Raw genomic sequence first — 15,614 nt, 5'->3', positions numbered from 1 at the left:
CATCACACTGCAATTCAAGATCTAAATTCAAAATTTAAAACTATTTATCATGTCAATAATAGATGCTAAAATACCTGCCGGACCGTTAAAAGACAAGTGGTCAAACCATAAAGCCCATATCGGTGTTGTCAGCCCGGCCAACAAAAAGAAACTGGATATTATCGTCGTAGGTACCGGATTGGCAGGAGGTTCTGCTGCTGCCAGCCTCGCAGAATTAGGCTATAATGTAGCTGCTTTTTGCTATCAGGATTCCCCCCGCCGTGCTCACTCCATTGCTGCACAGGGAGGTATCAATGCTGCTAAAAACTATCCGAACGATAACGACTCTGTATTCCGTTTGTTCTATGAAACCATCAAAGGTGGTGACTACCGTGCACGGGAAGCTAATGTTTACCGTTTGGCAGAAGTAAGTAACGCCATCATTGACCAGTGTGTTGCCCAGGGAGTTCCTTTCGCCCGCGATTACGGCGGTTTATTAGCCAACCGTTCTTTCGGAGGTGCATTGGTAAGCCGTACATTCTATGCCCGCGGTCAAACGGGACAGCAATTATTGCTGGGTTGTTACAGTGCCATGAACCGGCAGATTGAAAAAGGCAAAATCAAGGTATACGATCGCCACGAGATACTCGATATCGTAGTTGTTGACGGCAAAGCCCGCGGAGTGATTGCCCGTGATTTAGTAACGGGTAAGATCGAGCGTTTCGGAGCACATGCCGTTGTTTTGGCAACCGGCGGATACGGTAACGTATTCTTCCTTTCAACCAATGCTATGGGATGTAACGGAAGTGCTGCATGGCAAGCTTATAAAAGAGGTGCCATGTTCGGTAATCCCTGTTTCGTACAGATTCACCCGACCTGTATTCCCGTTCACGGAGAACAGCAGAGTAAACTGACTCTGATGTCGGAATCTTTACGTAACGACGGCCGCGTATGGGTACCGAAAAAAATAGAAGATGCCCAAAAATTACAAGCCGGGACTTTAAATCCGAACGATATTCCGGATGAAGACCGTGATTTCTACCTGGAACGCCGTTATCCGGCATTCGGAAACCTGGTTCCCCGCGACGTGGCTTCACGTGCAGCCAAAGAAAGATGTGATGCCGGCTTCGGTGTCAACAACACGGGAAAAGCCGTATTCCTGGACTTCAAATACGCCATCGAGCAATTAGGCCGTGACACCATCGAAAAACGGTACGGAAACTTATTCCAGATGTATGAAAAAATTACGGCTGTCGATCCGTACAATAACCCGATGATGATTTATCCGGCTATACACTATTCAATGGGCGGATTATGGGTGGATTACAACCTGATGACGACCATTCCGGGATTATATGCCATCGGAGAATGTAACTTCTCCGACCACGGAGCCAACCGTCTGGGTGCTTCGGCATTGATGCAGGGATTGGCTGACGGATATTTCATTTTGCCGTATACTATCGGTGATTATCTCGCCAAAGAAATCCAAACTCCGAAAATTAAAACCAATACCCCGGAGTTCGACGAAGCCGAGAAACACGTCACAGAACGTTTACGTAAATTATTCGACATTAAAGGGACCAAATCTCCGGATCATTTCCATAAGCTATTGGGACATATCATGTGGGATTATATCGGCATGGCACGTGAAGCCAAAGGTTTGGAAAAAGCAATTCAGCTGATCGCCGAACTGAAAGAAGAATTCTACAAAGATTTACGCGTTGTAGGAGAATTCACAGCCATGAACAACGAATTGGAAAAAGCAGCACGTGTAGCCGATTTTATCGAATTGGCAAATTTGATGGCACACGACGCTCTCGACCGGAACGAATCCTGTGGTGGCCACTGCCGTTTGGAATCAGTAACCGAAGAAGGAGAAGCCAAACGTGACGACGCACACTATACCTACGTTTCTGTATGGGAATACAAAGGAGAAGACAAAGCTCCCGAATTACACAAAGAAAATTTGGTATTCGAGAATGTCGAACTTACACAACGCTCTTATAAATAATGACCATTGCAAATTGTAAACTTTAAATTGTAAACGACACAATTTGAAATCTACAATTTAAAATTTAAAACGAAGTTTAGTTATGGCAGATACTATATTAAAAGAATTGACACTTAAGGTATGGCGGCAGAAAGACGCCAAATCCAAAGGCGGATTTGAAACCTATAAAGTCCATGATATTTCGACCGGTACTTCATTCCTCGAAATGTTGGATATCCTGAATGAACAACTGGTCAGTGAAAACAAAGAACCGGTTGCTTTCGACCACGATTGCCGTGAAGGTATTTGCGGTATGTGCAGCTTGTTTATCGACGGACGTGCTCATGGCCCGGACGACGATGTGACCACCTGCCAATTGCACATGCGTCGCTTTAAAGATGGCGCAACCATCACCATCGAACCCTGGCGGAGCGGAGCATTCCCCGTTATCAAAGACCTGATCGTCGATCGTAATGCTTTCGAAAAGATACAGCAAGCCGGAGGATATGTGTCTGTAAATACCGGTGGTGTACCCGACGCAAATGCAATTCCGATTGCAAATGAAAAAGCCGAGGAAGCGATGGATGCAGCCGCATGTATCGGTTGCGGGGCTTGTGTAGCCACATGTAAAAACTCGTCAGCCATGTTATTCGTAGCTGCAAAAGTTTCACAATTTGCCCTCTTACCGCAGGGTAAAATAGAAGCCGCCCGCCGCGCTAAAGCAATGGTTGCCAAAATGGATGAACTCGGATTCGGAAACTGTACCAATACAGGTGCATGTGAAGCCGAATGCCCGAAAAGCATTTCTATCGAGCATATCGCCCGACTCAACAGAGAATATCTGAAGGCCAAGCTGAAAGATTAATTCACTAAAAGCCGCCTTCGGGCGGCTTTTTTTAACATCTATACCCATGAGACTATATTACCGGGAAGAAGGAGAAGGACAGCCCCTGATTATCTTACACGGACTGTGGGGGGCTTCCGACAACTGGCTACCCATCATGCATCGTTTGAAAGACCGTTTCAGGGTTATCATTCCCGATATGCGCAATCACGGTCAATCCCCGCATCACCCGCAACACAATTATCCGGCCTTATGCGGAGACTTACTGGAATTGATTCAGAAACTCGGTTTGACAAAGCCTCACCTTATCGGTCACTCCATGGGAGGGAAAACCGCTATGTTTTTTCTATTGCAATACCCTGAATACATTTCTAAAGCCATTATCATAGACATCGCACCGATAGCCTATATGCCCTCGCTCGAACATCTGAATATCCTGACGTATATCACATCCGTCAATCCGGGAACATTTGCCAATCGCAACGCACTACAGGCGGATATACGAAAGCATTTCGGCGATACCGCTACCCAACAGATATTGTTCAAAAATATTCGTAAAACAATAAAAGGACTGAAATGGAAAATCAACCCGGAAGCCCTGCAACAGAATATAAATGAAGTATGCCATTGGCCGGCAGACATAACCGACAAAATCTATCCCGGCCCGATATTGTTTATCAAAGGTGAAAAGTCTGCATATATTCCCAACGAAGGAGAATGCCTGAAAAAACAATTTCCGGCAGCCCGTGTAGAAATCATTCCCCAAGCGGGGCATGCCATCCACAACGAACAGCCGGAAATACTGCTAAAAACGATCCATGCATTTTTAGCCTGACTATTCTTCCGTCCATACTAAAGTTCTCTGGACATAAGAAATAGCCTGAATATTTACATTGCTGTATTTATGATTGTAATCGATTCCCGGTTCCAATAAAATAGCCGACAACCGGACGATGTATTTATCACCGTTTTTCAAATCTCCCATCCGGTTTTCCACATCGGTTTCCGTCTTCGTATTCGAATCGACTGACAGCGATTCGATCCCGGCATACAATTGACTGACAAAATAAGGACTAGCGGCATCCGCATTCTCTTTCAGAACTTCCACCCGGTAATAAACAGAGGCCTGATCGTAAGGATTCCATTCCACCCGCAGACTTTTACCTTCATTATAAGCATTCAGTCCGAAATCCCGGAATGAACGCTGCGGTAAATTTTCAGCATATATACGATCCTTAAATTTTAAAGGATGCCCGGAAACTTTAATATAAAAGACAATATCCCGGGTATTTTCCGGTAACTCAAATTCACTGGCTACAATATCGCCCTTATCCGTCCAGCTTTTTACCCGGCTCCGATAAGCCAACTTAAATACCTTATCCGGAGCTGCGATAACAGAAGCCTCACTCATATTTACCGTATTCTTACCCTTTACGGAAACACCGACCCGCGTCGGTTCGACACCCGAACTCTTTATCTCATTTATCAGATAAGCATCCCCTGTCAAATCCTGCAAATAAACCGGTTCTGTCACATACTTACGCTCCCCTTTATTCACCATCACCGTCAGGTAATTACTTCCACTATGCAATACTCCCCATTTCTCGGTAGTACCGTTATCGTATCGCAAGGTTATTTCATTCTCTCCACTGAACCATGTCCCGACTTCCCGGTCGATACGTCCGCTAAAATCCATCGTCCACAGCTTACCGCTGCTTTCCAGCTTCACAGCTTCAACCAAATCTTCCGTCGTATAACTGTTCGGTGTATTTGCCCAATTTATGCAATACCAATACTTCCCGGTCACTTTATCAATATTCAATATTGTATCGTCGCGCTTACCATCATCACTACAAGACATAAATATTCCCGCAAACAAGAAAATCAATAAGCATTTACCACCTTTCATAACCATTCCCATAAATAATTTTCAATTAATATATATCTTTGCATAGAAGAAGCTGTGCCTTTGCATCATTCAAAAAATTTGCTTCTGCTTTCGGCTTGCATTATTTTTGTGCAAGATACAATTTTTATGCCAAAAAAAGAGAAACACAAATAATAATATGCTATATCCTTTAAAATTTAAGCCTATCATCAAACAAACGCTTTGGGGTGGCAAAAAGCTCGCTTATAAAAGCGAAGACAATCAAGTAAAAGATTCCATCGGAGAAAGCTGGGAGCTTTCCGGCGTTCAGGACAACATATCCGTCGTCTCGGAAGGAGCCTTGGCAGATAACAGCCTGGAAGAGTTGATCGAAGTCTATATGGGAGACCTCGTAGGTGATCATATCTATGAAAAATTCGGAGTGGAATTTCCGCTTCTGATCAAATACATCGACGCCTGTGACAAACTTTCCATACAGGTACACCCGGACGACGCCACAGCCAAAGAGCGCCACAATGCCTATGGAAAAACCGAAATGTGGTACCTGGTAGATGCTGATCCGGAAGCCCGTCTGCTGCTCGGCTTTAATAAAGATACAGACAAATCGGAATATCTGACTAAATTACACAACAACACTCTTCCCGAAATCCTGAACGTTGAAAAGGTAAAAAAAGGAGATTGTTTTTTCATTCCGGCAGGTACGGTACATGCCATCGAAAAAGGATGTTTCATTGCAGAAATACAACAAACCTCCGACATTACTTATCGGATATACGATTACGACCGCCGGGACAAAAACGGAAACGCCCGGGAATTACATACGGAATTAGCTACCGATGTCATTCATTTTAATTCCCAGAAAGAACACAGCATTCCCTATCACAGGCACGAAAACCATACGGAAGAACTTGTCGACTGTAATTATTTCACAACCAGTTACCTGAAGTTTGACAAAGAAATCGAAAAAGACTATATCGATATCGACTCGTTCGTTATTTATATGTGCCTGGACGGTAATTTTACAATCGTATACGACACCGACCAATCCATCCAAGTAAAAAAAGGAGAAACAATTCTTGTTCCGGCCTGTCTGAAAAATATATTTCTCATCCCGCAACAAGAAGCCGAACTATTGGAAATATTCATCCGATAACCTTATCAATTTTAGATTTTAGATTTTAGATTTACGATTTCAGATTGAACTTACAATCCTCTCCTGCAAATAAGAGAAGAACCGTAAATCTAAAATCTAAAATTAAACCTTACTGATTCATCGTCATGTGTTCCTGATCCGTCAATTTTTCACAATAATGACACTTCAACACAATAGGCGAGTCGTTCACCACCGTAAATTTCGTACGCACATATTCGTGATTTGTAATACATTTGGGATTCATACATTTTACAATACCTTCCACGGTTTCCGGTACATTAACCGTCTTTTTCTCCGCCACATCGTAATCCCGGATAATATTGATCTTGGCAGAAGGAGCTACCAAAGCCAATTTATTCACTTCATCATCTTCCAGAAACTTATCCCAGATTTTAATGATGGCTTTCTTTCCCAATTTACTGCTCCGCAAATTCGTTCCGAAAGTCATTGCATTATCCAAAGCCGTAATACCTAACACATTGATTACATCAAACAACTTCTCGGCCGGTATATGATCGATCACAGTACCATTCTCAATAGCACTAACCTGTAATTCTTTTTTTGCCATAACAATTAAATTTTTGATTTTTGATTGAAGATTTTTGATTCCGTTGCCCAATACAATCGTAAATCATAAATCGTAAATCGTAAATTATTTTAGTCCCAACGCTTTACAAATAATAGCCTGACGGGCAAATACTCCGTTGCGGGCCTGTTCGAAATAATAAGCTTTCGGACTTTCATCCACATCCACATCTATTTCGTTCACCCGGGGCAGCGGATGCAAAATACGCATACTCTCCTTGGCATCCGTCAACATCGAGTTTCTCAAAATATATACATTCTTCACCTTTTCATATTCCAACGGATCGGCAAAACGCTCCCGCTGTACACGGGTCATATATAAAATGTCAGCCTTATTGATCACCTCATCCAATTCAGTATGTTCATAATAAGGTATATGCAAAGCTTTCAAATGAAGCTTATAAGCTTCCGGCATTTGCAATGACTCGGGAGCCACAAAATGGAAAGTAGGATGGAAATGACTCATAGCCTGCAACAAAGAATGTACAGTACGGCCATACTTCAAATCCCCGACCATACAAATCTCCAGATTTTCCAAAGTACCCTGGGTTTTATAAATGGAATATAAGTCCAGCATCGTCTGGGAAGGATGTTGATTGGCTCCGTCTCCTGCATTTACAACCGGATGTACGGCAACTTCACTGGCATAACGGGCCGCTCCCTCTACCGGGTGCCGCATAACGATCAGATCCGCATAATTATCCACCATCTTGATCGTATCTTTCAACGTTTCTCCTTTAGTTACGCTGGAAGAAGACGCATCAGAAAAACCGATGATACGTCCGCCCAAACGATTGATTGCCGTTTCAAAGCTAAGACGGGTACGGGTCGATGGTTCGAAAAATAAAGAAGCGACTACCTTACCTTCCAACAAACGTTGGTTTGGATTCTTTTCAAATTCCGAAGCAGACTCCAGAACCTCCAGAATTTCCTCTTTGGTGTAATCCTCAATAGATACTAAGCTGTGTGTGTTCATATCGTTATATTTAAGTTCTCAAAAATTCTACACTCATAATTCCTCCGGTCCGATTCAGATATAAAAAAAAACCAACACTTGTCAGTTGACAATGTCGGTTTTTTATAAATTCGTCAGTAAATAACATCCGTAACTCAGGCTATACCTGAATTTCCACTGTTTTATATATTTGAATTCTGATACCATATCAGAATTCAAATGTAAACAATATTTTAAAATGTCACAATTTTATTTCGTTTTGTTTTCAAGAAAGTAAATTCTTCACCCGACCGACAATATCACAAGCAACCTCTCTCTTACTCTTCAAGGCATATTCCTGAATATGTTCCCGGCGGTCGATCATCGTTACTTTATTGGTATCTCCGCCAAAACCGGCACCTTCATCCTTCAAGCTGTTCAAGACGATCAAATCCAGATTTTTCTTTTTCAGCTTCTGAAACGCATTGCATTGTTCATTATCTGTTTCCAAAGCAAATCCGACCAATAACTGTCCCTCTTTTTTCCTCTTGCCCAATTCAGCCGCAATATCCTGTGTCGGCTGCAATTTCAAACATAAATTTTCCCCCTCCCTCTTAATCTTGGAAACAGCCTTTTCTTCCGGCGTAAAATCCGCAACGGCAGCACAGGAAACAATGATGTCACAATCTGCCGCTGCCGGAATAACTTCAGCATACATTTCCGCTGCCGATTCGACATCCACCCGCCGGATAGAAGGATGACCGGTTGTAAGAGTTACCGGGCCGGCAACCAAAACCACCTCTGCCCCCCTTCGGGCAAACTCTTCAGCTAAAGCAAACCCCATCTTTCCGGTAGAATAATTTCCGATAAAACGCACCGGGTCGATCTTTTCATAGGTAGGTCCGGCCGTTATCAGCACTTTTTTCCCTGCGAACTCAGCTTGCGCAGTAAAATAACGCTCCAACAGACGAACGATATTTTCAGGTTCTTCCATACGTCCTTTACCGGTCAGACCACTTGCCAATTCGCCATCCTCCGGTTCTATAATGACATTTCCAAAAGAACGCAAAACAGCCAGATTCCGCTGGGTCGCAGAATGCCGGTACATATCCAGATCCATTGCCGGAGCAACCACAACCGGACACTTAGCAGATAAATATGTCGTCAACAACAAATTATCGGCAATACCGGAAGCCATTTTCCCGATCGTATTCGCCGTTGCCGGAGCGATCAGCATCAGATCCGCCCACAAGCCAAGATCAACATGCGAATTCCAGTCTCCGTTTTCCGGATTGTAAAAATCGACTAAAATCGGTTTCTTCGTCAATGTCGCCATAGTCAGGGGGGTAATAAACTCCTTGGCCAATGCCGTCATCACCACCTGCACTTCCGCCCCTTCTTTGACCAGTAAACGAGCCAGTAGCGCCGCTTTATAAGCCGCAATACTCCCTGTTATTCCTAATATAATATGTTTTCCTTTCAACATAGGGCCCTAAACAAAACGTCACATTCCTAAATTAAAAAAGCCACCCGAAAGTGGCTTCAGTTATCAGTCTTCCTTAACGACTTTTTCTCTATCCTTTTCAGTAGAAGGATTCCGGAAATACACTTCATCATCCAAAAATTCCTGGGTAGCGATCAATACCGGTTTCGGAATTCGTTCATAATACTTTGAAATCTCGATCTGCTCGCGGTTTTCGAAGATTTCCTCCAAATTGTCCGTATAAGAAGCAAACTCTTGCAACTTACGGCTCAATTCGTCTTTCATCTCCACAGAGATCTGGTTGGCTCTTTTCGCAATAATAGCAACAGCCTCATAGACATTACCTGCTTTAGCCGAAAATACAGCCGGATTACGAGTAATCGTGTTATTAGGTGCTTTTACTTTTTTAAAATCTACCATAACTGATTTTATATTAATTTATCTATTCGTCGAATTTATAATTATCCAAAAAAGCATTTATCTCATCATATCTTTTCTTGATATCATTTACATACTTGCTATTGGGATATTCATCTGCAAAATAATAATATTCTTCTTTAGCCGCATTATAACGCTCCAGCTTTTTATCGTCTATACTATTCACCGCCATTTCATACTTCGATAAAAACAGCAGATACATAATTTCCTCCCGGTATTTGGAACCGGGGTAATCTTTCAGACAATTCTGCAAACTGATCACAGCAGCTTTATAGTGCTCCCGGAGAAAATAATTCTTCGCACTCAAATAATCCTTGTATGCCAATTTATCCAGCAACTCATCGATATATCCGTTGATCTTATCTTTACGCATACTATTCGGATAACGATTCAGATACAACTGAAAATCATTGATTGCTTTCAAACTGGCCGTCTGGTCCAGACGAGGCTTAGGCGAAGCCATATAATTACAATATCCGACCATATACAAACACTCCTCTGCAAAAGAACTTTCCGGATAAATCGTGATAAACTGCTTAAACAGCTCGGAAGCATACTGGTACTCCTTTTGATTATAGGTACAAAAAGCACGGTAATAAGCAATACTCTGCGCCTTACTCGTTCCGGTAAAGACCGTCCGGATACCGTCGAACAAATTCATGGCCTTCTGATATTCTCCTTTGTTGTAATACTCGATAGCTTTAGAGTATATCAATTGATAATCATTACTTTTCAACAATTTCTGATACTCTCCGCACGAGTAAAATAACAATACGGCCAGAATAAATCCAATAATTTTCTTCATAAAACGAGTGCTTTTTTTGCAACATGCAAAGATACAGCATAAATCCCAACAAACAACAAAAAGAGGTTAAAAGTTAAAAGGCAAACGTTAAAATCAGCCCTTCTTTCTCCTACTTGCTGTTTTATACATCACCTTTTAGCATTTACTTTTCGCTTTTTACTTTTTTATTGTACCTTTGCTCCGATTATTAAAGATATATCTACAAAATTCCAAAATAGTAAAGACGTGGACATTTTTGAAAGAGTAAAAAAGCAAAGAGGAAACATCGGCCAATATGCCAAACAGGCTCACGGCTATTTTGCTTTCCCGAAATTAGAGGGTGAAATCGGCCCCCGGATGATATTTCGAGGAAGAGAAGTATTAAACTGGAGTTTGAACAACTATATTGGCCTAGCCAATGATCCTGAAGTAAGAAAAATAGATGCTGCTGCTGCTGCAGAATGGGGACTCGCCTACCCGATGGGGGCCCGAATGATGAGTGGACAAACCTCCCGTCACGAATACCTGGAATCACAATTAGCTGATTTCGTAGGCAAACCCGATGCATTCTTACTGAATTTCGGTTATCAGGGAATGGTATCCATTATCGATGCCATGACCAGTCGTTTCGATTGTATCGTTTATGATGCAGAATCACATGCCTGCATTATGGACGGACTGCGTTTATCGCCGGCCAAACGCTACGTTTACTTACACAACGATATCGACAGCCTGCGCAAACAACTCGAAAGAGCAACCAAATGGGTTGCAGAAACCGGCGGAGGCATCCTGGTGATCACCGAAGGTGTTTTCGGTATGGCCGGAGATTTAGGTAAACTGGACGAAATCGCAGCCCTGAAAGAAGAATTCGATTTCCGCTTTTTAGTGGATGATGCCCATGGTTTCGGAACGATGGGACCGACAGGAGCCGGAACCGGAGAACATTTCGGCGTACAGGATAAAATCGACCTGTATTTTGCAACTTTTGCAAAAGCTATGGCCGGATTCGGAGCTTTCATCGCCACAGACGAAGAAATATGTATGTATTTGAGATACAACATGCGCTCACAAACCTTCGCCAAATCCTTAACCATGCCGATGGTAGAAGGAGCTATCAAGCGTTTGGAAATGCTGAAAACCCAACCGGAACGCCGCGAAAAATTGTGGCAGATAGCAAATGCCTTACAATCCGGACTGAAAGAGGACGGACTGAATATCGGTAAAACCAATTCCATGGTAACGCCGGTGTACCTTTCCGGAAGCGTAGCCGAAGGCATGCAGGTGGCAACGGACCTGAGAGAAAATTACAACCTGTTCTGCTCCATTGTCGTGTATCCGGTGATTCCGAAAGGACAATTGCTGTTGCGTCTGATCCCGACAGCCACACACACGCTCGAAGATGTCAAATACACCATTAAGGCATTTAAAAACGTAGCTGAAAAATTAGCCAACGGAGAATACAACAAAGAGACATTGGTGGATGCCAATAATCTTTAATACATATGCAGTATTGAAAAAGGGGAAACCAGTTGACGGTTTCCCCTTTTTATTATAGCTTGTCTAAGGCTTTCCGTGCCTTGGCAACCATATCGGCCGCAGGAATCTCTTTTAACTTATCAACCTCAAAGTCCTGCAATATAGCCTCCAGCTTTTTCAGCTTATAAACGTTTTTCTCCTTGGTAAACTTTTCTTTCAACACCCGTACCTTTTCATAATCCTGAATGCCTTCTACCAGCTTTTCCAAACGAATTGAAGAACGGCCGCCCGGATAGGCTAAATAACAATCACCCCCTCCGAAAGCCCGGAAACGGGAATCTGTCAACGGATCTTTGGTCCAGCTATTGTAAGCCCACCGCAAATATCCGTCGAATCCTTTGGCCGCAGCATACCAACCTAACCAAACAGCCTCTGCCGGCGGCGAAAAAGTAAACGTATTGGGATAAGATTCCGAGCAACAGGTATAATACGTACTGAGTTTACCGGCAGCCTGCCGTTCCTTCAAAATGTTTTCCGGAAAAAACTGCCCCAGCGCAATACAATAATCATCAATATCAGCTTCGATCTCCGGATGGAAATTTCCGGCCAATGCAACTTTATAGGCCGGATCTGCTTCCCGGATCAGATTGATTGCTTTCTGCATCGCTGCCATAGGACGCTCGTCCATTGCAATCGTCGTTATATCGAACCACCCTTTTGTTTTCAGATGACGGGCAAAATCCTGCAAAAAAGGCAGCCAATATTCATTATAAGCCGGCGTTCCGACGTCTGCTTTTACAAACTTCAATTGATTCGATGCCTGGTCAAAAAACTGAAAAGACAAATCCCAGGGAATCATCGTATAGCAGTTGATCTGCCTGTCGATTCCCAACCCCATCATAAACTCAACCCACTTGTCGAAAACAGCATAATCATATTGCCAACTGCCATCCAAACGCTTGATGCGCATCACCATGGATTCAAAATAATCTTCAGTCTGCCCTCCCCAGGGTTTATGCATAATACTGGCGGTTACCGTCTTTTGTCCGGCATCAGCCAATAGTTTCATCACCGGATACATTGCCTCAAAATGTTCCTTACTCCATAAATCCACCCCATGAAAACGGGCAACAGCAAAAGGGTTCTGCCACAAATCCAAACGAAAAACCCGATTTTCAAGTGACGGTAAAGACTGATTTACGACTCCGATTTCAATCACCAGCGGTTTTATGTCCGGATGTCCAAAACTCAATTTACCGCGATACACTCCGGCCGGAAGGTTTTCCGGCACCCGTATCTTTACCCATACCGGACGCACCGTACGGGCTTCCATATAATCGGCCACCTTCATGTCGAGTACATCCGCCACCAAAGAAGAATCGAACAAAGTCCGGTCAGGCCGGTAACCGCATGTCCCCCGTTTATCTTTATTCAATTCATCCGTCATCACATAACGAACGAGGTGAAGGGAAATATCTTCTTTTCCGATCTTCTGACCACTGGAGACAACCAAATCGGTTATCTCGGGTTTTATCTCTGCCGGCTGCTTTGCCCATACAACAGCCTGTAAATTTACAACCTCCCCTTTCCACACTTTACCTCTCCATAATTTACGTCCTTTATCCAGTCCGGCAACTTTTGTTTTCCCATAACGGATATCCGTCGATCCCCAGCAAGCCCCGACAGCCTGTCCGCATTGCTTCCATTCCTGCTCATCGGCAGTCGTCCCGTCCGAAAGCTCTTTATAATCCCGTACATATAATTTTTCCTGTGCCTTACACCACACCGCAAAACAAAGGCACATCATAACACTTAACACCACATTTCTCATATATTCAATATTTAGTTAACAATACGTTCTATTTCACATAATACTTCATAGCTTCCGGCAACTCTTTTTCCAAATCGGCAATACGATGCTCGTCAGAAGGATGTGTCGACATAAACTCTGCCGGTTTCTGACCGGAAGCCGATGCCATCCGTTTCCAGAAATCGACAGCCTCCTGCGGATTATATCCGGCTATCGCCATAAAAATCAAGCCCAAACGATCCGCTTCACTCTCATGTTTACGGGAAAAAGGCAATATCACCCCGTAATTTCCTCCGATACCGATGGCAGTTCCCAACAACACCTGCGTCGTTTCAGACTTATTCTTCATCGCATAAGCAGCAGCCATACTCCCGGCCTGCATCAGTGCCTGCTGACTCATCCGCTCATTACCGTGACGCGCCACAGCATGAGCAATTTCATGTCCCATAACAACGGCAATACCGGCATCTGTCTTGCATACGGGCAAAATCCCTTCATAAAATACGACCTTTCCCCCGGGCATACACCAAGCATTCATTTCAGGGCTCTGCACTAAATTAAACTCCCATTTAAAATCAGCGATCCGGTCTTCCAGTCCTTTCGACTTCATATATGATTCAACCGCAGCAGCAATCCGTTTTCCCACCTCTTTCACCCGCTGGGTATTCTTTACATCCGTCGACAATTTATTTTCTTTCAAGAAAGCCTGATACGAAGTTAAACTCATCTGCATCACTTCCCCTTCCGGATAGATCAACAACTGCTTTCTCCCGGTAATGGGAACCGTCGCACACTGCATCGTGATAAACAATATCCCGATCACAGTAAAAACTCTGATTATTTTCATTTTGTATTCATTTAATTAATCCAAATACGCAAATTCAGGTAAAACAGATATGACAAATCTACAAAATAATACGAAAAAAGAGAGCCTAAGCTCTCTTTTACATTATTTTCGTTAAAAATCAATACGCGGTCAAATAATCAACATCGCATCTCCATACGTACCGAATTTATATTTTTCCTTTACAGCCACCTCATAGGCATTCATCACATGCTCGTATCCGCCGAAAGCAGCTACCATCATCAACAAAGTCGAATAAGGCAAATGAAAATTAGAAATAAAAGCATCGGGTACACTGAAATCATAAGGCGGAAAAATAAATTTATTCGTCCAGCCTTCAAACTCCGTCAAACGTCCTTTGGTCGTCACACAACTTTCCAGCGTCCGGACAACAGTCGTACCGACGGCACAAATTTTATGTTTCTCATCCTTTGCCTCATTTACGATAGACACGGTTTCCGGATTCACAATAATTTGCTCCGAATCCATCTTATGCTTCGTCAAATCTTCAACATCTACCTCACGGAAATTCCCCAGCCCCACATGCAAAGTAATATAAGCAAAATTAATTCCCTTTATCTCCATCCTTTTCATCAACTCACGGCTAAAGTGCAGGCCGGCAGTCGGCGCAGCGACAGCTCCTTCATGAGAGGCAAAAATAGTCTGGTAATTTTCAGCATCTTCCGGCTCTACTTTACGATCGATAAATTTAGGCAGCGGTGTTTCGCCTAAGCCGTAAAGCAATTTCTTAAACTCCTCATATTCTCCGTCGAAAAGAAAACGCAACGTCCGGCCACGGGAAGTCGTATTATCGATCACTTCGGCCACCAAACTATCGTCTTCCCCGAAATACAATTTATTTCCAATCCGGATTTTACGGGCCGGATCGACCAAAACATCCCAAATACGTAAATCCCGGTTTAGTTCTCTCAACAAAAAGACTTCAATTTCGGCTCCGGTTTTTTCCTTATTTCCATACAATCTGGCCGGAAAAACTTTCGTATCATTGAATACAAATACGTCTTTCTCATCGAAATAATCGATAAGATCTTTAAAGACTTTGTGTTCTATCTCTCCCGTTTTTTTGTTTAAAACCATTAACCTGCATTCATCCCGATTCTGAGCCGGATGCAAAGCAATAAGCTCCTGAGGTAATCTGTATTTAAACTTGGATAATTTCATATTTTATTTTTATTTAATCTGACAAAAATATTCGTTCATATAAATTGTAAATTTTAAATTACCTGGCAACCTGATTCGTTATCAAATTCTTTTAGTCCAAAATCATCAATTTAAAATCTACAATTTAAACGCTTATTCATTTTTTGATCTACACTTTATGATTACCATTCCCTTTTTTGAAGGGGAGGATTGTGGGTATAATCTGAAATCATAAATCTAAAATT

The 15,614-nt window shown here is 42.8% G+C and carries 14 protein-coding genes; 5 read left to right on the top strand and 9 right to left on the bottom strand.

The genetic code is table 11. The features are described 5' to 3' along the window. Nucleotides 1-49: 49 nt before the first annotated feature. The 3 genes from DD657_RS11750 (at nucleotide 50) to DD657_RS11740 (ending at nucleotide 3,648) form a co-directional block, all read left to right on the top strand. Nucleotides 50-1,990 carry a fumarate reductase/succinate dehydrogenase flavoprotein subunit gene (locus tag DD657_RS11750; protein ID WP_021986861.1) on the top strand — a complete coding sequence of 647 codons (1,941 nt, stop codon included), beginning with the start codon at nucleotides 50-52 and terminating at the stop codon, nucleotides 1,988-1,990. Nucleotides 1,991-2,072: 82 nt separating this feature from the next. Beyond that, nucleotides 2,073-2,834 (top strand): succinate dehydrogenase/fumarate reductase iron-sulfur subunit, encoded by a 762-nt coding sequence (locus DD657_RS11745; RefSeq protein ID WP_021986862.1) that lies wholly within the window; start codon nucleotides 2,073-2,075, stop codon nucleotides 2,832-2,834. A 46-nt stretch (nucleotides 2,835-2,880) separates the two neighbouring features. Continuing rightward, nucleotides 2,881-3,648, top strand: a complete 768-nt coding sequence (locus DD657_RS11740) for an alpha/beta fold hydrolase (protein ID WP_021986863.1) — start codon at nucleotides 2,881-2,883, stop codon at nucleotides 3,646-3,648. On the opposite strand, the gene DD657_RS11735 is transcribed toward DD657_RS11740, so the two are convergent. Beyond that, entirely contained in the window at nucleotides 3,649-4,734 is a 1,086-nt protein-coding gene (locus DD657_RS11735; RefSeq protein WP_287049967.1) for a hypothetical protein, read from the bottom strand. Nucleotides 4,735-4,879: 145 nt separating this feature from the next. On the opposite strand from DD657_RS11735, the gene DD657_RS11730 reads away from it, so the two are divergent. Continuing rightward, nucleotides 4,880-5,854 carry a type I phosphomannose isomerase catalytic subunit gene (locus DD657_RS11730; RefSeq protein WP_021986865.1) on the top strand — a complete coding sequence of 325 codons (975 nt, stop codon included), beginning with the start codon at nucleotides 4,880-4,882 and terminating at the stop codon, nucleotides 5,852-5,854. Nucleotides 5,855-5,963: 109 nt separating this feature from the next. Here DD657_RS11730 and pyrI read toward each other — a convergent pair whose 3' ends face one another. From pyrI to DD657_RS11705, 5 genes are all read right to left on the bottom strand, one after another. Further along, on the bottom strand, nucleotides 5,964-6,422 hold the full coding sequence (pyrI, locus tag DD657_RS11725) for an aspartate carbamoyltransferase regulatory subunit (protein ID WP_021986867.1): 459 nt from the start codon (nucleotides 6,420-6,422) through the stop codon (nucleotides 5,964-5,966). Between the two features lie 84 nt (nucleotides 6,423-6,506). Further along, a complete protein-coding gene (gene pyrB / locus DD657_RS11720) occupies nucleotides 6,507-7,415 on the bottom strand; it encodes an aspartate carbamoyltransferase (protein ID WP_021986868.1) in 909 nt (302 codons plus the stop codon). Nucleotides 7,416-7,659: 244 nt separating this feature from the next. Continuing rightward, nucleotides 7,660-8,859, bottom strand: coding sequence for a bifunctional phosphopantothenoylcysteine decarboxylase/phosphopantothenate--cysteine ligase CoaBC (gene coaBC, locus DD657_RS11715; RefSeq protein WP_118773348.1), 1,200 nt, complete (start codon nucleotides 8,857-8,859; stop codon nucleotides 7,660-7,662). 63 nt (nucleotides 8,860-8,922) lie between these two features. Continuing rightward, nucleotides 8,923-9,276, bottom strand: coding sequence for a DNA-directed RNA polymerase subunit omega (locus tag DD657_RS11710; protein WP_021986870.1), 354 nt, complete (start codon nucleotides 9,274-9,276; stop codon nucleotides 8,923-8,925). A 22-nt stretch (nucleotides 9,277-9,298) separates the two neighbouring features. Beyond that, entirely contained in the window at nucleotides 9,299-10,099 is an 801-nt protein-coding gene (locus tag DD657_RS11705) for an outer membrane protein assembly factor BamD (protein ID WP_021986871.1), read from the bottom strand. Between the two features lie 225 nt (nucleotides 10,100-10,324). Between DD657_RS11705 and DD657_RS11700 the strand changes: the two genes are divergently transcribed. Continuing rightward, nucleotides 10,325-11,575, top strand: a complete 1,251-nt coding sequence (locus DD657_RS11700; RefSeq protein WP_021986872.1) for an aminotransferase class I/II-fold pyridoxal phosphate-dependent enzyme — start codon at nucleotides 10,325-10,327, stop codon at nucleotides 11,573-11,575. 52 nt (nucleotides 11,576-11,627) lie between these two features. On the opposite strand, the gene DD657_RS11695 is transcribed toward DD657_RS11700, so the two are convergent. The 3 genes from DD657_RS11695 to queA form a co-directional block, all read right to left on the bottom strand. Continuing rightward, nucleotides 11,628-13,385, bottom strand: coding sequence for a DUF4091 domain-containing protein (locus DD657_RS11695; protein ID WP_287049965.1), 1,758 nt, complete (start codon nucleotides 13,383-13,385; stop codon nucleotides 11,628-11,630). 28 nt (nucleotides 13,386-13,413) lie between these two features. Continuing rightward, nucleotides 13,414-14,211, bottom strand: coding sequence for a M48 family metallopeptidase (locus tag DD657_RS11690; RefSeq protein WP_021986874.1), 798 nt, complete (start codon nucleotides 14,209-14,211; stop codon nucleotides 13,414-13,416). Between the two features lie 129 nt (nucleotides 14,212-14,340). Next, on the bottom strand, nucleotides 14,341-15,390 hold the full coding sequence (gene queA / locus DD657_RS11685) for a tRNA preQ1(34) S-adenosylmethionine ribosyltransferase-isomerase QueA (protein ID WP_021986875.1): 1,050 nt from the start codon (nucleotides 15,388-15,390) through the stop codon (nucleotides 14,341-14,343). Nucleotides 15,391-15,614: the final 224 nt, after the last annotated feature.

This window comes from Culturomica sp. (assembly GCF_003524185.1).
GTDB classification, from domain to species: Bacteria; Bacteroidota; Bacteroidia; order Bacteroidales; family Marinifilaceae; genus Culturomica; species Culturomica massiliensis.
This window is presented reverse-complemented; position numbering and strand designations above follow the sequence as displayed.